General features: G+C 46.7%; 25 protein-coding genes. 4 read left to right on the top strand and 21 right to left on the bottom strand.

What is annotated here, in order from left to right; all coding sequences use genetic code 11:
• Nucleotides 1-130: 130 nt before the first annotated feature.
• From CCC17_RS08330 to CCC17_RS08310, 5 genes are all read right to left on the bottom strand, one after another.
• Complete coding sequence (locus CCC17_RS08330) at nt 131-1942, bottom strand: DUF6320 domain-containing protein (protein ID WP_059086220.1); 1812 nt, start codon at nt 1940-1942, stop codon at nt 131-133.
• The gene (locus CCC17_RS08325; RefSeq protein ID WP_330383264.1) at nt 1908-3197 is read right to left on the bottom strand and encodes an alpha/beta hydrolase; all 1290 of its coding nucleotides are present in this window, start codon (nt 3195-3197) and stop codon (nt 1908-1910) included. Before CCC17_RS08325 ends, CCC17_RS08330 begins: the two co-directional genes overlap by 35 nt.
• Nucleotides 3198-3216: 19 nt before the next feature.
• Entirely contained in the window at nt 3217-4023 is an 807-nt protein-coding gene (locus CCC17_RS08320) for a DNA-3-methyladenine glycosylase family protein (RefSeq protein ID WP_021652785.1), read from the bottom strand.
• A complete protein-coding gene (locus CCC17_RS08315; RefSeq protein ID WP_287082919.1) occupies nt 4020-4556 on the bottom strand; it encodes an AraC family transcriptional regulator in 537 nt (178 codons plus the stop codon). The genes CCC17_RS08320 and CCC17_RS08315 overlap by 4 nt, the downstream gene beginning before the upstream one ends.
• 294 nt (nt 4557-4850) lie before the next feature.
• On the bottom strand, nt 4851-5294 hold the full coding sequence (locus CCC17_RS08310; protein ID WP_015525548.1) for an HD domain-containing protein: 444 nt from the start codon (nt 5292-5294) through the stop codon (nt 4851-4853).
• A 465-nt stretch (nt 5295-5759) separates the two neighbouring features.
• Here CCC17_RS08310 and CCC17_RS08305 point away from each other — a divergent pair, with 465 nt between their 5' ends.
• On the top strand, nt 5760-6038 hold the full coding sequence (locus CCC17_RS08305) for a type II toxin-antitoxin system HicB family antitoxin (protein WP_015525547.1): 279 nt from the start codon (nt 5760-5762) through the stop codon (nt 6036-6038).
• A gap of 141 nt (nt 6039-6179) precedes the next feature.
• Here the strand turns inward: CCC17_RS08305 and CCC17_RS08300 are convergent, their stop codons facing one another.
• The 14 genes from CCC17_RS08300 to CCC17_RS08235 form a co-directional block, all read right to left on the bottom strand.
• Nucleotides 6180-6620: a MarR family winged helix-turn-helix transcriptional regulator gene (locus tag CCC17_RS08300; RefSeq protein WP_022427168.1), complete on the bottom strand. Its 441-nt coding sequence runs from the start codon at nt 6618-6620 to the stop codon at nt 6180-6182.
• 135 nt (nt 6621-6755) lie between these two features.
• Complete coding sequence (locus CCC17_RS08295) at nt 6756-8510, bottom strand: acetyl-CoA carboxylase carboxyl transferase subunit (RefSeq protein WP_059086224.1); 1755 nt, start codon at nt 8508-8510, stop codon at nt 6756-6758.
• Nucleotides 8500-9864, bottom strand: a complete 1365-nt coding sequence (locus CCC17_RS08290) for an acetyl-CoA carboxylase biotin carboxylase subunit (RefSeq protein ID WP_015525545.1) — start codon at nt 9862-9864, stop codon at nt 8500-8502. The genes CCC17_RS08295 and CCC17_RS08290 overlap by 11 nt, the downstream gene beginning before the upstream one ends.
• Nucleotides 9865-9873: 9 nt before the next feature.
• Nucleotides 9874-10302: a 3-hydroxyacyl-ACP dehydratase FabZ gene (gene fabZ, locus CCC17_RS08285; protein WP_015525544.1), complete on the bottom strand. Its 429-nt coding sequence runs from the start codon at nt 10300-10302 to the stop codon at nt 9874-9876.
• A 57-nt stretch (nt 10303-10359) separates the two neighbouring features.
• Entirely contained in the window at nt 10360-10935 is a 576-nt protein-coding gene (gene accB / locus CCC17_RS08280) for an acetyl-CoA carboxylase biotin carboxyl carrier protein (protein ID WP_287082917.1), read from the bottom strand.
• A 4-nt stretch (nt 10936-10939) separates the two neighbouring features.
• Entirely contained in the window at nt 10940-12181 is a 1242-nt protein-coding gene (fabF, locus tag CCC17_RS08275; protein ID WP_173754027.1) for a beta-ketoacyl-ACP synthase II, read from the bottom strand.
• A gap of 32 nt (nt 12182-12213) precedes the next feature.
• On the bottom strand, nt 12214-12954 hold the full coding sequence (fabG, locus tag CCC17_RS08270; protein ID WP_118514116.1) for a 3-oxoacyl-[acyl-carrier-protein] reductase: 741 nt from the start codon (nt 12952-12954) through the stop codon (nt 12214-12216).
• A 116-nt stretch (nt 12955-13070) separates the two neighbouring features.
• A complete protein-coding gene (gene fabD, locus CCC17_RS08265; RefSeq protein WP_287082915.1) occupies nt 13071-13991 on the bottom strand; it encodes an ACP S-malonyltransferase in 921 nt (306 codons plus the stop codon).
• Between the two features lie 3 nt (nt 13992-13994).
• Complete coding sequence (fabK, locus tag CCC17_RS08260; protein ID WP_287082913.1) at nt 13995-14939, bottom strand: enoyl-[acyl-carrier-protein] reductase FabK; 945 nt, start codon at nt 14937-14939, stop codon at nt 13995-13997.
• A gap of 121 nt (nt 14940-15060) precedes the next feature.
• Nucleotides 15061-16026: a beta-ketoacyl-ACP synthase III gene (locus CCC17_RS08255; protein ID WP_287082911.1), complete on the bottom strand. Its 966-nt coding sequence runs from the start codon at nt 16024-16026 to the stop codon at nt 15061-15063.
• 277 nt (nt 16027-16303) lie between these two features.
• Nucleotides 16304-16576: a DUF1294 domain-containing protein gene (locus CCC17_RS08250; protein WP_287082909.1), complete on the bottom strand. Its 273-nt coding sequence runs from the start codon at nt 16574-16576 to the stop codon at nt 16304-16306.
• A 56-nt stretch (nt 16577-16632) separates the two neighbouring features.
• Nucleotides 16633-17199 (bottom strand): class I SAM-dependent methyltransferase, encoded by a 567-nt coding sequence (locus CCC17_RS08245; protein ID WP_287082907.1) that lies wholly within the window; start codon nt 17197-17199, stop codon nt 16633-16635.
• A gap of 23 nt (nt 17200-17222) precedes the next feature.
• Nucleotides 17223-17714, bottom strand: a complete 492-nt coding sequence (locus CCC17_RS08240; RefSeq protein ID WP_173758492.1) for a GNAT family N-acetyltransferase — start codon at nt 17712-17714, stop codon at nt 17223-17225.
• A 14-nt stretch (nt 17715-17728) separates the two neighbouring features.
• Entirely contained in the window at nt 17729-18367 is a 639-nt protein-coding gene (locus CCC17_RS08235; RefSeq protein WP_182434015.1) for a Crp/Fnr family transcriptional regulator, read from the bottom strand.
• 290 nt (nt 18368-18657) lie between these two features.
• Between CCC17_RS08235 and CCC17_RS08230 the strand changes: the two genes are divergently transcribed.
• Nucleotides 18658-20451, top strand: coding sequence for a flavin reductase (locus CCC17_RS08230; protein WP_118607873.1), 1794 nt, complete (start codon nt 18658-18660; stop codon nt 20449-20451).
• A gap of 222 nt (nt 20452-20673) precedes the next feature.
• On the opposite strand, the gene CCC17_RS08225 is transcribed toward CCC17_RS08230, so the two are convergent.
• Nucleotides 20674-21804, bottom strand: a complete 1131-nt coding sequence (locus tag CCC17_RS08225) for a glycerate kinase family protein (protein ID WP_287082906.1) — start codon at nt 21802-21804, stop codon at nt 20674-20676.
• A 201-nt stretch (nt 21805-22005) separates the two neighbouring features.
• On the opposite strand from CCC17_RS08225, the gene CCC17_RS15060 reads away from it, so the two are divergent.
• A complete protein-coding gene (locus tag CCC17_RS15060) occupies nt 22006-22158 on the top strand; it encodes a helix-turn-helix domain-containing protein (protein WP_255363779.1) in 153 nt (50 codons plus the stop codon).
• Nucleotides 22159-22171: 13 nt separating this feature from the next.
• Here CCC17_RS15060 and CCC17_RS08215 read toward each other — a convergent pair whose 3' ends face one another.
• On the bottom strand, nt 22172-22444 hold the full coding sequence (locus CCC17_RS08215; protein WP_015525529.1) for an acylphosphatase: 273 nt from the start codon (nt 22442-22444) through the stop codon (nt 22172-22174).
• 249 nt (nt 22445-22693) lie between these two features.
• Here CCC17_RS08215 and CCC17_RS08210 point away from each other — a divergent pair, with 249 nt between their 5' ends.
• Nucleotides 22694-23212, top strand: coding sequence for a nitroreductase family protein (locus CCC17_RS08210; protein ID WP_015525528.1), 519 nt, complete (start codon nt 22694-22696; stop codon nt 23210-23212).
• Nucleotides 23213-23214 lie beyond the last annotated feature (2 nt).

Genomic DNA, 23214 nt, shown 5'->3' with positions numbered 1-23214 from the left:
GGGCAAGTTTTCCCCTCTGCTTATTGCTTTTCGCAGCTCTGCAGGGAACTTCCTTTATTTGCTAAACAACCGCCGGTCTGCAGACAGATCTTCAAAAAGTCCTCTGCAGATCGACGGTTGTTTTTATTTTCTATGCACGGAATTTCTTCTGCATCTCCCGCACCATATCTTTCCTCTTAAACAGGAACAGCCATACCAGCATCAGAAAGCTGACGCATATACAGATCAGCGACGGATACAGCACCGTTACCACACCGGCAGCCAGCAGGATCACAGGGATCACTCCTCCGAAAGCTCCTGCTTCCAGAAGATAGATCATATATTCCGCCACCTCCAGCTTCTGTACCGCAGTGATCACCCACATGGAGCAGATCACAGCAAGCGAAGCCAGAGGAAGCAGATAATCCACAGACCAGCCACGCCAACCGGTAAACACATCCCAAAGCACTCCTGCAACAGCTGCGATCACCAGCTGCCACATCTCATTCTTCAGAAGATTCCGCCGCTTCACATAAGCCACTGAAACCATCAGCCAGGTGCAGAACGCCCCTGCAGTCACAAACCAGGCCCAGCCTATATGACTATCCAGCAGATAATCGATCAGATTACATACCACAGCCAGCACAATACACAGAAATGTAAAGCTCTCAAAAAGCTTCATCTGCTGTTTCTGCTCCTCTTTTTGTCCCGGAAGATCATTCTCCCGAATTTTACAGGATACCTGCTCATTTTTCAGTCTCTCCACAAAATTCCGCTCAATATTTCCATTGGGGATCTTGGACGTAAAGCTTAAAACCATCTCATCTCCAAAAGAACAGGAACACAGCTGCAGACTGTCCGTGCTTGCAAAAAGTCCGAATCTCTGAATATATTTCCGATATTCCTCCGGCATCCGGATGATCCCCACATTGGAATAGATCGCCGTGATAGACCTCCCTCCGAGAGTTGTCCCGGCAAGAAGGAACGGGGTTTTGATCTCCAGTGGTACCAGACGCAGGATCGGATTTTTCTCCAGGCTTACCAAATCATTCAGCTTTGCTTCGATCACGTCCTTACTCAGTTCCTTTGCAAACTGCTCCTTTACGGAGCTCAGAATATCCTCAAAGGCTGTATCAGGCTGAAAATAACAGCTGATCTCGATCCATCCGAAAAAATTTGCCATAGACCGGGACGGAAAATAATTTCTCAAATTTACCGGGATCATCAGACCAATGGGCTTTTTCGCCTGATTCTGAGGTACTTCTTCATGGATCGCCCAGATAAGTGCTGCCGTAAGGAAAACCGTGATCGATACACCGGCCGCTTTTGCACGGGCGTGGATCTCTTTTACCGGAACACAGACTTCCGTGATATTCATATCCTCCTGCCTGAGCTTCTCGCCTTTTAACTGGAAAGCAGGCTTCTTGGACTCTCTCTTTCTTGGCGCATCGGAGGAATAATACTGGGAAAAGCTGTCCTCCTCCATATCCCTGCCCGTAATGTTTTCATCCGAAAAAAGCTCCGGAAGCTCTGCGGATGGGTGCGTCTCCTGAAGATAATTTTTCACCAGCTCCATCAGAAAATGCATGGCTCCCGTTCCATCCGTCAGCGCATGAAATACCTCGAAATTAATCCTGTTCTTATAATAGCTCACCCGAAAAAGAAGCGTTTTTTTGTCCGGAATATAAAGTCCGCTGCAGGGTGCACCTGCTTCTTTCTTTACCACTGCCGGAATATCACGTCTCTCCAGATAAAACCAGAACAGTCCCTTTCTTAAAACTGCACGGAAAAGAGGATATTTTTCCAGTGTCCTCTCCAGGGCTTCCTGCAGGTTTTCTTCTTTTATCTCTTCTTTAAGTTCACAGTAAAAACGAAATACCCTGGTGTCATTCTTTCCTGTCACCGCCGGGAACGCCAGCGCCGCATTGTCAAGTTTTCTCCACTGTGCATATTCGTTCTTCATGATGCTTTCCTTCTTCCTGTTCCTCTGTTTCCAGAAAACGATTTACATATGCAAAGCTCTCCTGCACATGCAGAAATTTGATCCCCAGTGCAAAATACCCGTGAAACGCACCTGCGATCCTGTGCACTTCCACACGATTTCCCGCTTCCTTCAGTTTTTCACCAAATGCCTCACCTTCATCCCGAAGAGGATCGAACTCAGCGGTAAGTATCAGTGTATCCGGCATATTTCGAAAATTCTTCTCCAGGATCGGCGCAAAATAGGGATTCCTCCTGTCTTCCGGACAACTCTCATAGAATTTCAGATAATCTTCCATCTTCTCCGCTGTGAGAAGATAACCGGTTCCATTTGTTTTTACGGATTCAAAAGGAGAGTCTTCCGTATAACAGTTGTTCAGTGCCGGATAAATAAGGATCTGTTTTTTGGGAAAAAAATCTCCGCGGTCTCTGGCCATCATACATACAGCCGCTGCCAGATTTCCGCCTGCACTATCTCCCATAATGGTGATACGATCCGGATCCGTATTCAGAAGAAAACGATTGGTGTAAAAAGTCTTCGCAGCTGCATAACAATCCATCAGTCCCACCGGGAAACGGTATTCCGGTGCCAGCCTGTATTCAACAGACGCCACGATCTGACCGGTAGACTGTGCCATTCTGGCACAAACCCGCTGATAATTCTCTACACTTTCCGTAACCCAGCCACCGCCATGGAAAAACAGGATCACCGGTGGTTTTTTTCCGGAGGCGGCACCGTTTTCCATGTCCTCTTCTGTTGGAAAAAACAGACGGATCGGCACTTTATAGTCTCCGTTATAAACTTCCGCATCCAGTGTCCTGTAAAAGATCCTCATAGGATCCATCTTCTTAAGATCTGCCAGCTTTCTGGAAGCCTCCACTTCGATCCCGCCATAGGAAAGAGCATGGAGCACTGTCCGCACGGCACGTGGCATAGCCGCTTCTCTCCCGGTCGGAATGCCCGGAACTATGACTGGGCGGCTTCTTCTGTTTTCTTTTCTTGTATAGATATATTTTGTTTCTGTTTCGTATCTTCCAGGAATGCAGACTTGTTTCACGCAGGTACGCCTGTAGGCAATCCTCTTCAGGATCTCATGATCTGTACGGATGATCACTTCCGTTCCCTTATAGCCCCGGATATAATATCTGTTTTCTTTCTTTTTTATACGTGGTTGTCTCAATCGCAGTAAATATTTTTTGATTACTTTTTCCTCCGTGGATTTTTCCTTTATTTTCACCTATGATAGCATCCGCAGTCTATGAGTACAAGTCATAGTAAAAAATATACTGCTGCATGATCCCACGCATTCCTCTGTATCTGCGGTTGGGAAATCCTCTTTTGTAATGCACGTCCATGACCTGACGGATGTGGGTATCTATGGGAAAAGCATCCATATGATGCAGTGCAAACAGGCAGATACATTCAGCTACCTTTTCTCCCACACCACAGAGCTTCATCAGCTCCTTCTTTGCCTGAGGGTAACGCATATCATAGATTTTTTCCAGGGAGATCTGACCGGATGCAATGGTCCTGGCCGTTACTGCGATATATTTTGCCCGGTATCCCAGGCCGCATCCTCTTAACTCCTCTTCCGTTGCCTGACTCAGCGCCTCTACAGTCGGAAAAGCGTAGTATTCCACACCTGCAGATGAATTTTTTCGCTCTCCGTACTTCCGGCAGATGGTTTCGATACATTTGCGGATACGCTTGATATTGTTCTGCTGAGATATCAGAAACGTAACGATCATTTCCCAGAGATCCTGTCTTAATATCCGTATCCCGTCTCCTGCCTTTATTGCGGCACCCAGATATTTATCCCGTGGATTAGCAGCATTCATGTAAGCTTCATAATCCGTATCCAGATCAAAATAAAGCACCCAGTAACAGATAAATTCCTCCTGAGAGCAGCAGAAATCCACCACTCCGTCTTTCTGATACATTTCCAGATACTGGTCTCCCGCCACCATGGAAAAATGTCCGTCTCCAAGCTTTCTCATCCGGAAGCACTGTCCGGAATCGCATATTTTATCAAGGCTGAAATGTTCCAGCTCTACTGTGATCATGTCTGTTCCTCTCGTAAATATTTTTCCTTATATAATATTCTGTATTCTCTTGGTGTCATCCGGTACCGTTCCCGGAATACCCGGTTAAAAGTCCTCTGACTTTCAAATCCCGGGATCTGCACATACGCCTGTTCCACTGCAAGATTATCATCCTTCTCCTTGCGGTTTGCCCTGAGACACCGTACCGCATTTACAATATCCGGATGCACCTGCTCCTTTTTTATAACCGGGTCTTCCGGACAGCTGTTCTGAATGATATCCGCAAACTGACCAGTCAATACCGGCTTTGCCCAGAGATAGACTGCTTTGTTTTCTCCCGTAGAGAACACCTGATAGTGATGGATCACATCCGGAAAGATCACTGCAAAATCTCCCTCTTCCATATGATAAAGCTCCTGTCCCATACCAAGCTCCAGAGTTCCCTCTGTGATATAGATAAACTCTATGGAGTTATGAAGATGGGGTGAAGCATGGGCTGAGGTCCGCAGATGAATATGGCGATTCTTCTTTTTTTCTTCGTATACTGGAAACATGGATTTTTCTCTCCGCAATATTTGACTACTTTTTCTGTGTTTTTGGCACGTAATATTTCCGAGAGTTTATTATAATGCATTTGTAAGTTAAAGAAAAGAGGAGGAAAATAAAATGAAAAAAATCATAGAATTTATCAAATATGCGATCAAATGCTACGTGGAGATCAATGCAAGAAATCCATATTTCCGCTAAGAAGATCCTCAATAATATCTGAGGTCACGGATATTTTGTGTGGATCATGCGCATGAAAAAAACTGAATAAAAGTCAATAAATGACTTGTGCGAAAATAATATCACCTGGCATCATGAAGTATCTCCAAAGCCCGTTTATATCTTCCATGCAGCCGTGATATCTGTTCAGCAGACATATTTTCGCAGTCAGAAAGACGTGTTACATCAGAATTGTGGAGCAGATCAGCCTGCTTCACTTTTTTTGCGATCGGATTCTTCCGGAGCTTCCGGATATAATCGAAATAATTCATATTCTTATCTCTTGTAAGACAACGTAAGGCCTCCACAACCTCTTCCGGAAATTCTCCGGTAAGATCCTCAAATGTGATCTCTGTATCTTCTATCACATCGTGCAGAAGTGCCGTACATACACTGAGTTCATCATCCATCTGCTCCGCTACATAAAATGGATGAAAGATATAAGGTGTCCCGCTTCGATCTGTCTGTCCATGATGTGCCTCGTATGCCACCTTCATAGCTTTTTTCGTCAAAGCTGTATAAATCATAGCTGTACCTCCCGTCAGGTCTTTCGACCCCCCGTTCATACTCTGTATTACACAGTATAGCATCTATATTTCCTATATACAAGGACAAAAAGGGTTATATATCTATCATTTTTACTTATATACGACAATTTTCTGATTATAACATTCCCAAAACTCTGCTGTTCTTATTTAGATCTTTCATTGGATCATGAACTCGCTTGCCCTCATTCTGAAATTGGTATATACTTACTAGTACAGCGAAAATTAAGTTTCTGCTATATTGACGCAGGATGATTTCTTCATCTGCAAGGCGGAGGAATGAGGCGTAGCGGTGGCTACGACGATTGACGACAACGCAGCAGATGAAAAATCAGACAAGTCAATATGGCGGTTACTTAATATTCGCTGTACTAGGTCAGGTAAAACTATCCATATTCATGGTATTACACGAATCACTTCATTTTAAAAAAGAAAGGAATCTTACCTATGAAATTTATATATCCCGCAGTTTTCCGTCCCACAGAGGACAAAAAATACAATGCTTTTTTTCCGGATCTTGCCTGCTGTGAAGCCAACGGTGACACGCTGGATGATGCCATCGAAAATGCCAATGCAGCTGCATACGACTGGATCTACACAGAGCTTATGGAATTTGAGGGAAAGCTTCCTCCGGTTTCCGATGAGAGCGATCTGGAGCTTCAGGAGGGAGACGTTGTCCGCAATATCTCTGTAAATATCCGCTTCCAGGATGGCTGGGACGAATAAACTCTCGTACCACAAAAACAAAGGCGACATTTAATATCATTTTCAATAAATGTCCGTGTCGAAAATACCTGTTATGCAAAAAGCATCCGGATCGGTAATTGTCCTTTATTACCGATCCGGATGCTTTTATTATACGTTTCTTTATTGTTCATGATACTGTCTGAAAAATTTACGCAGTCCGTCCAGTGCTTTTACCAGCACTTCTGTCTCATTCTCATTCAGCTCTGCGATCACCGCTTCTGTCATCTGCCTGTGAAACTCCGCATGATGATGATATGCCATACGTCCCTTATTTGTAAGCTGAATAAATACCACACGCCGGTCCTTCTCACTTCGTTCTCTCTTCACATAGCCTTTTTTTACAAGACTGTTCATAGATGTTGTGAGGGAGCCTACGGTGATCTTAAGCTTGGCTGCAATGGAGGACATGTTCCCCCCTCCAAGACCTACAGCCTCGATAATGTGCATATCATTGTTGGAAATATCTTTATATTTATCTGTGATGATGGCTTCCTCCTCCAGTCGGAGGATCTCATTGAACAGATTCACCAGCACGTCATTTATAACTTCCCGATTGTCCACTCTACCCGCTCCTGTTTCTCCGGAGCAAAAAGGCTTCTCCGGTTCTCTGTTTATGAAGCCATCGTAACATAAATATGGCATTTTTTCCACTGGATTTTTACTTTGCGGGCTACAAAATCACTGCACTTATTGCTTCTACATTTTCCGGAAACGTTCATAGCGATGTTCCAGAAGCTTCTCCGGCTCTTCTTCGCCATATTTCTCAAGAAAATCCGCAATTCCGTTTTCCAGATAACCTGCGATATCATTTATGTTCTCACGGCTTACAGGCTCTGCTTCCGGAATCACATGCTCGATCATCCCCATCTGGTAAAGGTCTGCAGCTGTGAGCTTCATCACTGCTGCTGCTTCCTTTGCCTTTTTGCTGTCTTTCCAGAGAATGGAGGCAAAGCCCTCCGGGGACAGGATGGAATAAACGGAATGCTCCAGCATCCATACCTCATCTGCCACCGCCAAGGCAAGGGCACCTCCGCTTCCGCCTTCACCGATCACAACGGAAAGCACCGGCACTGTGAGACCTGCCAGTGTATAGAGATTTTTTGCAATGGCTTCACCCTGTCCACGTTCCTCTGCTTCCAGCCCGCAGAATGCGCCTGGTGTATCTACAAGGCAGATCACCGGACGGTGAAATTTCTCTGCCTGCTGCATCAGGCGCAGGGATTTCCAGTACCCCTCCGGAGATACCATTCCGAAATTCCGGGTAATGTTTTCCTTTGTACCCTCTCCTTTTTCCTGTGCAAGGACAGTTACCGGCTGTCCGTGGAAAAATGCCACACCACCGATCACTGCCGGATCATCCCCGCAGTGACGGTCTCCGTGAAATTCCATGAAATCGTCAAAAAGCGCTTCGATGTAGTCCTTTCCTGTAGGACGTGTTTTGGCTCTGGCAAGCTGAACATGTTCCCAGGGAGTGAAATCTCCGGATGGAACGAAGTCCGGCCAGATCCTATTATCTTCCTCAACAGTTTTCATCGATTCCTGATTGTCAGACTTGAACCCATTTTTAATGTCCGTATTATTGGACTGTACATTATTCAGGACTTTATCCTGATGTAATCTCAGAATATCCGCCAATACGATCCTCTGCTCCTCACGCTTTACGATCTTGTCCACAAAGCCGTGTTCCAGAAGAAATTCCGCTCTCTGGAAGCCTTTGGGAAGCTTTTGCCCGATGGTCTGTTCGATCACTCTGGGACCTGCAAAACCGATCAGCGCTTTCGGCTCTGCCAGGATAATATCTCCCAGCATAGCAAAGCTTGCCGTCACGCCGCCTGTTGTCGGGTCTGTGAGGACCGGCACATAAAGAAGTCCAGCATCGCTGTGCTTCCGGATGGCCATACTGGTTTTTGCCATCTGCATCAGGGAAACCAGGCCCTCCTGCATTCTGGCACCGCCGGAACAGATATAGAGGATTACCGGCAGCTTCTCCTCTGTGGCACGTTCAAAAGCCCGCGTGATCTTTTCCCCCACGACTTCTCCCATACTGGACATCATGAAACGACAGTCACAGACACCAAGTGCCACAGGTGTCCCTTTTATAGTACACTTTCCGGTAACTACAGCCTCATCAAGCCCTGTCTTTTCACGAAGCCCCTGGAGCTTTTCTTCGTAGCCTCTGTACTGAAGGGGATTCTGTTCTTCCATGTGAGCATCCCACTCTACAAAACTCTTTCTATCTGCGATCAGTTTGATCCGACGGTAAGCGGGTACATGGAAATAATTTCCGCAGTGGGGACAGATGTATTGATTCTGCTTTACCTCGTCTACAAAAACCGCCGCTTTGCAGGCGTTGCATTTACGCATCAGGTTATCCGGCACCTCCGGAATGTTTTCCTGTTCTTCACCCCGGATATCCCTGACTGTTTTTTTGAACATGTGCTTAATTCTCATTGATCTTCACTCCCGCAATGATATGGCTGGCAAGAAAGCCAGTGTCAAAATTTCCGGACTGATAATCCTCATCTTTCAGGATTTCGTACTGATAGTCAATATTTGTATCGATTCCGTCAATGATCACCTCACCAAGAGCACTCTGCATTTTTGCAATGGCTTCTTTCCGGTTACCTGCATGAACGATCAGCTTCGCAAGCATGGAATCATAATATGGCGGGATCTTACAGCCGTTATACACACAGGTATCCACACGGATCCCGTTTCCTCCCGGAAAATGCGCTCCCTGGATAGTTCCCGGCGAAGGGCGGAAATTTTTCTGGGGATTTTCAGCATTGATCCTGCACTCAATGGCGTGTCCCTGGATCCGGACATCCTCCTGAGCGATCTCAAGAGGCATTCCGGAAGCGATCTTCAGCTGCTCCTTTACAAGATCGATACCTGTTACCCACTCTGTCACCGGATGCTCCACCTGGATCCTTGTATTCATTTCCATAAACCAGAATTTTCCATCCGGTTCCAGAAGAAATTCGATCGTTCCCGCATTTACATAACCGGCTGCTTTCGCCGCCGTCACCGCCGCATGCCCCATTTTTTCTCTTAATTCCGGAGAAACTGCAGCACTTGGAGATTCCTCGATCATCTTCTGATGATTTCTCTGGATGGAGCAGTCACGCTCTCCCAGATGGATCACATTTCCGAAGCTGTCTGCAAGGATCTGAAACTCAATATGTCTCGGATTTACCACGAAATGTTCAATATACATGGTACCGTCGCCAAAAGCGATCTCAGACTCTTTTCTGGCGGTTGCATAGGCTTCCGGAAATTCCTCCGGTGTGTTTGCCACACGCATGCCTTTTCCGCCACCGCCAAGAGCTGCCTTGATGATCACCGGATAACCGATTCTCTCAGCTTCCTTAAGACCGGTTTCAATATCCTCCACATCCCCTTCGCTGCCCGGAACTACCGGAACACCAGCTGCGATCATGGTGCTTCTTGCAATTTTTTTATTGCCCAGCATACGGATGACCTTTGATGGAGGACCCACAAATGTGATCCCGCATTTTTCACAGAGCTCCGCAAATCTGGCATTTTCAGAAAGAAAGCCAAATCCCGGATGAATGGCATCCGCACCGGAAACCATGGTTGCACTGATGATCTGTTCCATATTCAGATAGCTCTGTGCAGATGGCCCCGGTCCGATACAGATTGCTTCGTCCGCCAGCTGTGTGTGAAGGCTTTCCTCATCTGCCTCAGAATAAACCGCCACTGTGGCAATTCCCATTTCTCTGCAGGCACGGATAATACGCACCGCGATCTCGCCTCTGTTGGCGATCAGTAACTTTCGAATCATACAATCACCTTACCCGATCATAAATGTAAGCTCAGCCTCTACGGCAACCTCGCCATCCACAGATGCCACTGCAGAACCAATGCCTACAGGACCCTTTCTGCGGATGATCTTTGTTTCAAGACGGAGCTTGTCTCCCGGAGCTACCTTTCTGCGGAATTTACACTTGTTGATGCCTCCGAAATAAGCGGTTTTTCCCTTCATGTCCTCCAGGGAAAGAATGGCTACCGCACCCACCTGTGCCAGCGCTTCTACCATCAGAACACCCGGCATTACCGGCTCCTGGGGAAAATGTCCCCGAAAAAAATCCTCGCGGAAGGTCACACATTTATATCCGACAGCAAATTCACCCGGCTCATAATCTTCAATATAGTCCACAAGCAGAAACGGATGTCTGTGTGGAATGATCTCCTCGATCTGTTTTACATCAAGATGCTTCATTCTCTATCCTCCTGAAACAATAATTTTTCTTATTCTCTGATTCTGATCTGAAGGTACTTATCGGATACGGAAAAGCTTCTGACCGTATTCTACCGGCTGTCCGTTCTCCACATAGATCTCTGCGATCTCGCCGTCAAAATCACTTTCGATCTCATTCATCAGCTTCATAGCTTCCACGATTGCAAGAACCTGTCCTTTTTTTACCTTGTCTCCCACCTGAACGTAAGGCGGAAGATCCTGGGACGGTGCAGCATAGAAGGTTCCTACCAGCGGAGATGTTACCAGGCTGCCTGTCTGATCTTCCCCGCTCTGTGGTGCGGTTTCCAACTGCTCAGTACCTTTCACTCCCTGTGCTTCTGCCACAGTTTTTCCTGTCACTGCCATTTCATCTGTTGAAGCCGGCACCACAGGATCTTTGCCTGCCGCTGGTGCTGTATTCACTGCCCTGCGGACTTTTCCACCGGTCATTCCTGCTGCCGGAATGTTTTCCACAGTTTCTCCCATAACACCCTGGATGATCTGTGGCTTTCCATGTTCCATGCTTAAGGTCAGATCTGCTGTCTCATATGTAAAGGCAGTAAGCTCTGATGCAGATACGTGATCGATCAGTTCAAGGATCTGGTTAAATTCCATAGGTTCAGTCCTCCTCATACTTCTTTACAAGCAATGTTCCGTTGTGTCCTCCAAAACCAAGGGAATTGCTCATTGCATAACGAACTTCCTGTTTTGCCGGAGCGCCGATCATATAGTTCAGATCAAGCTCCTCCTCTGTTTCTGTTGTTCCCACCGTCTGATGGATAAATCCGTCCAGAATGGATTTTACGCATACGATAAACTCAACAGCTCCTGCTGCGCCAAGAAGATGGCCCACCATGGATTTTGTGGAATTGATCTTTACATCCTTGGCAGCGTCCTTAAACGCAAGCTTGATAGCTCTTGTTTCAAACAGGTCATTGTGATGTGTTCCGGTTCCGTGTGCATTGATATAATCTACCTGCGCCGGTGCAACACCTGCTTCCTTCATGGCATTTTCCATAGCACGTGCGGCGCCGCTTCCGTCCTCGGCCGGAGATGTGATATGGAAAGCATCTGCAGTTGCACCGTATCCCACAACCTCTGCCAGGATATTGGCATTTCTCTTTTTGGCATGCTCAAGCTCTTCCAGAACAACCACACCTGCACCCTCGCCCATAACAAAACCGCCTCTGTCTTTATCAAACGGAATGGATGCACGCAGCGGATCCTCACTTGTGCTCAATGCAGTAAGGCTTGCAAAGCCTGCGATACCGATAGGGCAGACAGCTCCCTCTGTACCACCGGCAAGCATTACATCTGCATCACCATACTGAATGGCACGGAAAGCATCTCCGATACAATGTGTTCCTGTCGCACATGCCGTTACCACGTTGGTGCATTTTCCTTTTGCGCCGGTAGCGATAGAAACATTTCCGGCTGCCATATTTGTGATCATCTTCGGAACAAGAAGCGGATCCACTCTTGAAGGACCTTTTTCCATAAGCTTCTTCTCATTGGTCTCGGTAGCCTGAAGACTTCCCACACCGGAGCCGATGATAACGCCTACCATGTACGGATCTTCCTCTTCCATCTTAAGCCCGGAATTTTCCATGGCTTCCAGTGCAGCTGCTACAGCATACTGGGAAAAAGGCTCCATTCTTCTTGCAGTTCTCGGGTCCATGCGATCCTTTGCCACAAAATCTTTAAGCTCTGCTGCCAACGTTGCCTTATATCCTGTCGAATCAAAACGGGTGATCGGTCCGATCCCCACCTTTCCTTCTTTTACTCCGTTCCAGAAGCTTTCCACATCATTTCCAATCGGTGTTACTGCTCCAAGTCCTGTTACTACTACTCGTCTTTTCATCAATCTATCCTCCTGACTCCGGGGAGCCTCCTTTACATTGCCATTCCGCCGTCTACGCGAAGTACCTGTCCTGTGATGTAACGTGCACCGTCTGATGCCAGAAATGCGGCTGCCTTTGCCACGTCTTCTGCTGTTCCCATGCTTCCCATGGGGATAGATGCCGCAATATTTTCTTTTACTTTGTCAGAAAGCACGTCTGTCATGTCTGTTTTGATAAATCCCGGTGCAATGGCGTTGACCGTGATTCCTCTGGATGCCAGCTCCTTTGCAGCGGATTTTGTAAGACCGATGATCCCGGCTTTGGATGCCGCATAATTGGCCTGTCCTGCATTTCCACGAAGGCCTACCACCGATGAAAGGCTGATGATCCGTCCGCTTCTCTGCTTCAGCATCATTCTGGACACATGACGGATGCAGTTGAAGGTTCCTTTCAGATTGATGTCAACAACTCTGGAAAAATCTTCCTCACTCATTTTCATGAGAAGTCCGTCCTTCGTAACTCCGGCATTATTTACCAGAATATCAACACGTCCGTATTTCTCTGCAACGGCTTTAAAAAAAGCTTCACATGCATCAAAATCTGCCACATTGCACTGCAGGATATCTGCCTGGCCACCGGCTGTCTCGATCTCTGCTTTTGTTTCCCGGGCTTTTTCTTCTGAGCCGTTATAATTGATCACTACAAGGTTTCCTGCTTTTGCAAGCTCCAGGGCGATGGCTTTCCCGATCCCACGTGCACCGCCTGTTACAACTGCGATTTTTTTCTCTGACATATGAATTCCTTTCTGATGTTATGCGGTCATCCGTGATCCGCATTTGTTACCTGGCATTTCTGTCTGCTGCCCTATGCCTACTCTACTTTTGATTCTTTATCTGTTTTTTCCAATATTTATACCAGTTCCCGGCAGACCTTCTCTGCATCTTCTACGGTCTGGATGTTATATACTTTTACATTTCTGTCGATCTTTCTCATAAATCCGGCAAGGGTTCTTCCCGGTCCGATCTCAATAAATGTATCTACTCCCTGACGGATCATATTTTCCACACTCTGTTGCCAGCGCACGGAAGAAGAAATCTGTTTTTCCAGAAGTGCTTTTGTTTCCGCCGGATCTTCCACATACTCTGCGGTCACGTTTGTCACATACGGGATTTTAAGTTCATGAAGTGTGACACCCTCCAGAACCTTTCCCAGTTCTTTTCCTGCAGTGGCAAGCATTGCGGAGTGGAACGGTCCGCTGACATTTAACGGGATCACTCTTCTTCCTCCGGCTGCCTTCAGCTTTTCAGAGGCTTCCGCAACTGCCTCCGCAAGGCCTGTGATCACGATCTGGCCGGGACAGTTGTAGTTTGCAATGCTTACATCTGCAATGTCTGCAAGCACTTCCTCGATCTTCTCTGTCTCCATTCCCATAACTGCTGCCATGCTTCCCTTACCTGCCGGAACTGCCTGCTCCATAAGGATTCCCCTTTTTCTCACGGTAGTAACAGCATCCTTCAGCTCCATGCCGCCGGCAGCTTCAATAGCGCAGTACTCGCCAAGGCTTAATCCTGCAGTTACATCCGGATGAAGTCCCATCTCCTCTACCACCTTCTCCATGGCAAGACAGGTAGTGACCAGTGCAGCCTGTGTATATTCAGTCAGGTCAAGCCTGTCATTTTCTTCAAAGCAAAGTGCTTTCATATCCAGATCCAGCCACTCACCGGCAAAGTCGAAAACATCCTTTGCTGTATCGTATTTCTCATAAAAATCTTTTCCCATTCCGGCCTTCTGTGCACCCTGGCCCGGAAAGATGAATGCTGTTTTTCCCATTTATTATTCCTCCACAAGAAAACTGTTTTTCTTTACAGTCTCTTTTGTCTCTCTGATCAGTCTTGCCATCAGCTCCTTACAGGTCGGTACATCCTTTACCATACCTGCGATCTGTCCGGACATAACGCTTCCGGTTTTTACATCGCCGTCAACAACAGCCTTCCTGAGGCCACCAAGTGTCAGCATTTCCAGTTCTTCAAAGGATGCACCTGCAGCTTCTTTCTCCAGATATTCCTTTGTCATAGGGTTTCTTAAGGTACGGACCGGATGACCTGTGGTACGGCCGGTTACTCTTGTGTCGATATCCCTGGCTTTCAGAAGGAATTGTTTGTAATTCTCATGTACGTGACATTCCTCTGTTGCCACAAATCGGGTTCCCATCTGTACGGCTTCTGCACCCAGCATAAAGGCTGCCGCGATCCCACGACCGTCTGCAATTCCACCTGCTGCAATTACCGGGATCTTTACTGCATCCACGACCTGCGGTACCAGCGCCATAGTGGTTGTCTCACCGATATGTCCGCCAGACTCGCTTCCCTCTGCTACCACTGCATCTGCGCCACAGCGCTCCATTCTTCTTGCAAGAGCTACAGATGCAACAACCGGGATCACCTTTACTCCGGCAGCTTTCCATGCTTCCATGTATTTTTCCGGGCTTCCGGCACCGGTTGTTACTACCTTGATTCCTTCTTCTACTACGATCTTCGCAACCTCATCGGCACTTGGACTCATCAGCATGATGTTTACACCAAAAGTCTTATCTGTCAGTTTTTTCGCCTCACGGATCTGCTCACGCACCCACTCTGCCGGTGCGTTTGCCGCTGCGATCAGTCCCAGGCCGCCTGACTCGGATACTGCTGCCGCAATGTGATGATCTGCCACCCAGGCCATACCGCCCTGGATGATGGGATATTCAATACCAAGTAATTCTGTAACTCTTGTTTTCATCTTTTACCTCCGGAAAATTAAATCAAGCGGATAAAAGCATCCGCGGTTTATTTGGATCAAGCGGATAAAAACATCCGCATTCACTACGTAGCCTTATTTTAACAATTCATTAACAGGGGCTTTAATACTCGATCAGGCTTGCTCCGTACGTCAGTCCGCCGCCGAAGCCTGCAAGGACCATTCTGTCACCCCGCTGCAGGTTTCCGCTTTTTTTCATCTCATCCAGGAGGATAAGAAGACTTGCGGAAGAAGTATTGCCGTATCTGTCCATATTCATAGGGAACTTGGAAATGTCTTCGCCCAGCCGCCTTGCTGCGGAACGGATGATCCGCTCATTTGCCTGGTGGAGAAGATAATAACTGATATCTTCACAGGAAACCTGCTCTCGGGAAAGAAGCTCCTTCACAGCCTCCGGTACCTTGCTCACGGCAAAGCTGAACACTTCCTTTCCGTTCATCTGTATGTAGGTTTCCTTTGCCTTCGGATCATTTTCATAGCGGATCTGATTTCTGCTCTGTAAGGTAAGTGCACCGCCTTTTTTTCCGATGGAATGGGTCACCTGCGCATAGCTTCCACCCTCTTCTGCTCTCAGTACGACTGCTCCTGCACCATCTCCGAAAAGAATGCAGGTGCCGCGATCTGTCCAGTCCGTTAAACCGGACAGCTTTTCCGCACCGATTACAAGGACATTCCTGTATATCCCCTGGGCCAGATATGCCTGCGCAGTGTTCAGTGCCAGAAGAGATCCTGTGCAGGCGCCGTTCAGATCAAAGCAGGTAGCATTTTCCGCTCCGAGCCGCTCCTGCACCCCACATGCCACACAGGGCATGATCTCTGTTGGAGAAATGGTTGCCACAAGGATCAGATCGATCTCTTCTGCCTTCATTTCTGCGTCTTCCAGAGCTCTTAATGCTGCCCCCGCTGCCATCGTCACAGTATCTTCGTCCTCTTTTGCAATATGTCTCTGTACCACACCGGTTCTTTCCCGGATCCACTGATCACTGGTTTCCACCATCTTTGCCAGATCGTTGTTATCCCACACTCTGTCCGGTGCCCAGGAACCGGTTCCGCATATTTTACCTGTCATATTTTTCTCCATGATATCTGTCTTAAATCAGTCTGTATAAATCTGTACTGCTGTTCTCTGAATTATCTTTTATCTTAAAATATTTTGATTATCAAATTATATCATCATAAAAGTATTTGTCAAGAAGGAATTTTGAGCATCCTTTTATGAAAAAAAATAACAGCTGCCCCAGGCGTGGAGTATTGGTCTCTCCTCTGTCCTGCAACAGCTGTCTTGTTTTTTTCAGACAGGTATTGTATTTATGGTTATTACATTTATAGTTATTGCCTTCATAGTTTTACTTCATCGCCCACTGTACCAGGCACACCACACCAATCTGCACCAGCAGTATCACCGGTACACCAATTGCAAATCTGGCTTTTCGGGTTTTGTGGTGAAAAAATCTCATGCCAAGGATCGCCCCGACGCTGCCACCGATGACAGCACTTAAGATCAAGGTCTTCTCCGGGATCCGCCATTTATTACGACGGGCTTTCTGCTTGTCAACTCCGAAAAACACAAAGGCCAGGATATTGACTGCAAGCAGATAATAATATATGTAATCATTCATGATAGCTCCCTCCGGGCTCTGTGTCCTGTATTTCGGACAGTAACCGATTTATGTCTTCATTGCAGTTTGATGATCAGCACCGGTATGGGCGGATCATTGGGCCGGTTTGCATATTCCGACAGGATCACCAGATATTTATGAGGATCCAGCTGACGGATAAACGCAAGCATCTCATTCCGTTCCTGATATCCCGTATCCCCGCCACTGTAAATGCAAAGTGTCATAAGTCCGCCTTTTTTCAGAAGCTTAAGTCCGCTTTCTACCGCTCTTATGCTACTGTCTGCTCTGGTCGCCACCGAATGGTCTCCGCCGGGAAGATATCCCAGATTAAAGGTGATGCAGGACACGGTTTCTTCTCCTGCATAAACATCCATATTTTCATGAGACTCCAGAAGAAGCTGATAATTTTCCGGACAGTTATCTCTTTTCAGTCGCTCCTTCGTATGTTCCAGTGCCTGCTTCTGAATGTCAAAAGCCAGAACCCGTCCCCTTTTTCCTGCAAGCTGGCTTAACAGAGCCGTGTCATTGCCATTTCCCATTGTTGCATCGATACAGATGTCTCCCGGCATGACCTGCTGCCGTATAAAATGCTGCATGTATGCAGTGATCTGAAGATTTTTCATTTAAAAATCCTTTCAAAATTCTCTTACAGTTCATGATAATACGGACAGATATCCTCATAATGTCCATCCTTCATACGGAACCCCTTCGGGATCACGCCAAGCTGGGTAAATCCAAGTCTCTCATAAAGATGTCTTGCAGGAACATTGCAGGCCACAACCGCATTAAACTGCAGGACACCAAAACCATGCTCTTTTCCCCGGGTCAGACAGTCGGATACCAGCTTTTCTCCAATGTGAAGTCCTCTGGAATCTCTGCTTACCGCATAGCTGGCGTTACAGATATGACCGCATCTTCCGATATTATTCGGATGAAGGATGTAAAGTCCGTAAACTTTTCCGCTTTCCGCATCTACTGCTGCAGCTGTATAGGTCTGTTCTGCAAAAAAAGCTTTTCCTGTCTCTTCGTTAAGGCATTCTTCCTGTGGAAAAGCCACACCGTCTTCTACAACCTCATTCCATATCCGGATCAGATCCGGAAGATCTTTTTCTTCGTATTTTCTTACGGTAACATTCATGATGATCTTCTCCTCTATTTAAGCAGCTCCACATTCCGTCCGTCTCTTCGGATCACACCCTCATCCGAAAGATTTTTGATCTCCCGCATCATGGCACTACGGTCCACACTTAAGTACTGGGCCAGTGCGGTATAGGACATGGGCAGCTTGAATTTCCCGGCATTTTTTTCCGCAGCCAGAGAATGCAGATAGGCTATCAGCTTCTTCCTGGTGGAGGATCGTGAAAGCATGTATATCCGATCTGTCTGCTGCCTGGAACGAAGGGCCGTCATCTGCAGCAGATTACTGACCATCTGGCTGTGATGATGACAGGCATTTTCACAGCGCTTGATCACATGCTCATAATCAATAAACAGCACTTTCGTCACGGTAGTGGCACATACATAATAATGCTGGGAATCTGACGAAAGCAGAAACGGTTCGCCAAATACACTGTCCTTATTCAATTCATCGATGACATACTCATTTCCATCCTCGTCACAGCAGTAGAGAACTGCTCTTCCCTCCTGGATCAGACCGATCTTTTTCATGGAGCTGGAATATTCCATTATGGTTTCTCCATTCTGAAAAACTTTCTCCCGGACTTTGAAGCAGACACGCATCCTTTCCTGTTCTTCGGGCAAAATATCCGTAAATAAAGTGATATGCTCCATAAATTTTCCTCCCACCGGCAAAATAATCTTCCGCATATCTGTACTTTTCTCTCTGCATCCAGGACTATGTAAGAGGACTCTCAAAGCAGATATCCGTATTTTATTTTGCTGCATGTTTCTGATTTTATACCAGCACGAAAAAAATGTAAAGTCTGGAATTTTTTTCTGTTTTGTTGTATTTGCAACAGTTTTTGTTGTCGATTTCTGTTATATTTTTATCAAAGTTAAGAAACAAACAAAACCTGAAGCATATAAATAAATCCACCATAGAAAGAAAAGAGGAATCGCTCATGAAAATCACAGATACCATCAAATATGTAGGCGTTAATGATCATCAGGTTGACCTTTTTGAAGGCCAGTACAAAGTGCCGAACGGCATGTCCTACAACTCCTATGTGATCCTGGACGAAAAAATTGCGGTTATGGATACGGTAGATGCAAATTTTACTCACGAATGGCTTGATAATATCCAGAAAGTTCTGGGTGACCGGAAACCGGATTATCTGATCGTACAGCATATGGAACCGGATCATGCAGCCAACATCGCAAACTTCCTGAAGGCTTATCCGGACACCATCGTTGTTTCCAACAAAAAAGCCTTCGCCATGATGCAGAATTTCTTTGACCTGGATCTGGAAGGTCATCAGATCATCGTAGATAACGGCGGAACCCTTTCCCTTGGAAAACACAATCTGACTTTTGTATTTGCACCGATGGTTCACTGGCCGGAAGTTATGGTCACTTATGACAGCACAGAAAAGGTTCTTTTTTCCGCAGACGGCTTCGGAAAATTCGGTGCCCTGGATGCAGATGAACCATGGGACGATGAGGCAAGAAGATACTATATCGGCATCGTTGGAAAATATGGTGTGCAGGTTCAGAATCTTCTGAAAGTAGCCGCAACTCTGGATATCCAGACCATCTGCCCGCTCCACGGACCGGTTCTTACTGAAGATCTTGGACATTATATCAGTCTCTATGATACCTGGTCTTCCTATACACCGGAGGATGACGGAATCGTGATCGCCTACACTTCCGTTTACGGCCACACAAGAACAGCAGTCGCACAGCTTGCCGATAAATTCCGTGCCAAAGGATGTCCGCGTGTTCTGATCTATGACCTTGCAAGAGATGATATGTCCCAGGCACTGAGCGATGCTTTCCGTTACTCCAAGCTGGTTCTCGCAACCACCACATATAATGCAGGTATCTATCCGTTTATGAACGACTTTATTACCCGTCTGGCAGAGCACAACTTCCAGAACCGCACTGTAGGACTGATTGAAAACGGAAGCTGGGCACCGCTGGCAGCAAAGGTCATGAAAGAAATGCTTTCCAAATGCAAAAAGATCAACTGGCTGAATACCACAGTTAAGATCATGTCTGCAGTAAACGAAGAAAACCGCAGACAGATGGAAGCTATGGCTGATGAGCTCTGCCAGGAATACATTGCCAAAAGCGATGATCTTGCCAACAAAAATGATATGACTGCTCTGTTCCGCATCGGTTACGGCCTCTATGTGGTAACCTCCAACGATGGCAAAAAGGACAACGGTCTGATCGTCAATACCGTTACACAGCTTACCGACAACCCATATCGCGTGGCTGTCAACATCAACAAGGCAAACTACTCTCACCACGTGATTCAGCAGACCGGTATCATGAACGTAAACTGCCTGTCCACAGATGCTCCGTTCTCTGTTTTTGAGCAGTTCGGCTTCCAGTCCGGCAGAAGCACCGATAAATTTGCCGGCCAGAAAGTAAACCACTCCGACAACGGCCTGGTATTCCTGGACAAATATATCAATGCTTTCATGTCCCTGAAGGTAGAAAACTATGTGGATCTCGGCACTCACGGAATGTTCATCTGCAGCGTCACAGAGGCCCGCGTCATGAGCGATCAGGATACCATGACTTACACCTACTACCAGAAGCATGTAAAGCCAAAGCCACAGACCGAGGGCAAAAAAGGCTGGGTATGCAAAGTCTGCGGATACATCTATGAAGGCGATGAACTTCCGGAAGATATCATCTGCCCGCTGTGCAAGCATGGCGCTGTGGATTTTGAACCGATCGAAGGATAAGTCTGAAATCCCCATAAATTGATTTAATCCGGTTACAGCTCCCTTATTTTTACAAATTATAAACCACAAAAAAGACAGGCTTCTGAGGTGGCCTGTCTTTTTTGTATTATCATCCAATGTCTTCTCAGCGTCTTTCACCAAATTTATTCTTCCAGCAGATCAGACACTCACGCTCTATATTTCTGCAGGAATCCTGAAATTTACGGATTATATGCCTTTTATTTATTTCATTAATCTGACAACCTGCTCTGCAGTATCTGCCAGATTCTGCTTTGCATTCTCATTTTTCATGGCCTCCTCCAGAGTTACCACTCCGCGGAGGATCGGGAAAAAGGCATCGATCCCTGCATCGTTGCAGGCTCTTGCGTCACGCTGTACGGCACCTGCAAAGGCGATCACTTTTTTGCCATATTTCTTTGCAAGCTTTGCAACACCTACCGGCGCTTTTCCCATGGCTGTCTGTCCATCCATACGTCCCTCACCTGTGATCACAAGATCCGCGTCTTTGATGTAGTCCTCAAGTTTTGTCTCATCCAGCACGATGTTGATCCCGGATTCCAGAACTGCATCGGTAAAGGTCAGGAATGCAAATCCCATTCCGCCGGCAGCACCTGTTCCCGGATACTTTGCATCTGCTTTCGGAAAACGCTCCTTTGCAAGCTCTGCGTAAGCACCCAGCCACTGATCCATGTCCTGGATCATCTCCGGTGTAGCACCCTTCTGCGGTCCGTAGATGGCACTGCATCCAAGCTCTCCGCAAAGAGGATTTGTGACATCGCAGGCAACACGAAATTTACATTCTGCAAGCTCCGGGATCACATAGGCATCTGTGATCTCTGTGATGTCTTTCAGGCCTCTTGCTCCCGGAAGGACCTGCTTTCCGTCTTTATCCAGAAATGCATAGCCAAGTGCCTGAAGCATTCCCACACCACCGTCATTGGTGGCGCTTCCGCCGATACCCACAATAAATCTGCGGCAGCCTTTTTCGATGGCGTCCTTGATCACCTCACCGACACCGTAGGTTGTGGTATAAAGAGGATTTCTTTTTTCGTCCGGCACCTGCGTGATCCCTGCTGCACCAGCCATTTCGATCACTGCGGTCTTTGTGCTTTCGATGATGCCATACTCACAGATCACCGGCTCGCCAAGAGGCCCCGTAACCTTTACGTGCTCTGTTTTTCCGTTCATTCCTGCGACAAGGGCTTCCACGGTTCCCTCTCCACCGTCTGCCAGTGGTCTTACCTGAACTTCTGCGTCCGCATCCACACGATGGATACCTTCAGCAGCTGCAAAACCTGCCTCCATGGATGTCATACTGCCCTTAAAAGAATCGATCGCTGTTACTACCTTCATTTTATTTTCCTCCTGTATGATTTTTATGTAAAGCTGATATCCGTACTCTCCGTTCTATCATTCCGTGTACCGGAAACGTGAAATGTTCATTTACGTGTCAGGCGGATATTTTCTGCGCAGCTCTGCAGCCAAATAACTGTTCTGCTGTTTGGTTATCAGCTGTCCCCGGATGAAAAGAACCTTCTGTGAACTTATTTTTCCCTGGAAATGTCTCTGGCTGATGCCGCAGAGAAGCTTTTTCTCCACAAAAATACTCTTCAATATAAATTAAACCACATTTATAAAAAATGTGGTCTCAATCCCCGAAAATTCCGGGACGCTGTTCTGTTGTATCTGGCACTGGAGCTGGAATGAACCGGCTATTTCACTATTCTCTCACATGAAAGCCAAACTCCTCCTCCAGTGGGATTTCCCTTGCTTCAATCCCCTCGATCTCCACAAAGCTCTGCTGAGAAAGGCGTTCTACCATCTCCCGGATTTCTTCTCTGGTTCCCTGTACTTCCATTTCCACACGATCATCCCAGAGATTCCGTACCCAGCCGGTCAGTCCCATGGACTGTGCAATATAATAGGAGCGGTAACGAAAGCCTACTCCCTGTACTCTTCCTGAAAAATAAAAATGTTTCCGAATCTTTTCCATCTGGCACCTCATATTTTCTGTCTTAACTATTCTGTCTCTGTATCTCCACCCGAAATTCTCCCGCATCCGCCGCAGGAATATCATAACCAGATTATATAATATTTCTTTATAAATTGTAAAGTTATATCCTTCTATCTATTGGAAACTATAATCATCTGCGTTATAATGGTTTTTATCAGAATAAAAAGAAATTTACTTTCTTTTGCAGAAAATATTTTCAACAAAATTTAACATCAGGAGGTAATGATCATGAATGAAAGCATCAAAAACCTGTTAGAACGCAGAAGCATCCGCGCCTACAAAAAAGAGCTTGTTCCGAAAGAAACTCTGGATACGATCCTGGAGGCGGGAGAATATTCCCCCAGCGGCATGGGACAGCAGAGCACTCTTATGGTAGTGACACAGGATCCGGAGCTGGTTGCAAGGCTTTCCAAAATGAACGCAGCTGTTATGGGCAGCACCTCAGATCCGTTCTACGGCGCCCCAACTGTGATCATTGTCTTTTCCGACAGCAAAATGGGCACCTGTGTGGAAAACGGAAGTCTTGTGATGGGAAATCTCATGAATGCCGCACATGCTCTCGGCGTGGACTCCTGCTGGATTCACCGTGCAAGAGAAGTTTTTGACTCCGAGGAAGGAAAAGAGCTGAAGAAGCAGTGGGGTGTTCCGGAGGAATATATCGGCGTGGGCCACTGTGTTCTTGGATACCGTGACTGTGAGTATCCAACAGCCAAACCGCGTAAAGATGGTTTTGTGATCCGTGTGTGATC

The sequence above is a fragment of the Blautia sp. LMAG:36 genome, assembly GCF_008680535.1.
Taxonomy (GTDB): Bacteria; Bacillota; Clostridia; order Lachnospirales; family Lachnospiraceae; genus Blautia_A; species Blautia_A fusiformis.
This window is presented reverse-complemented; position numbering and strand designations above follow the sequence as displayed.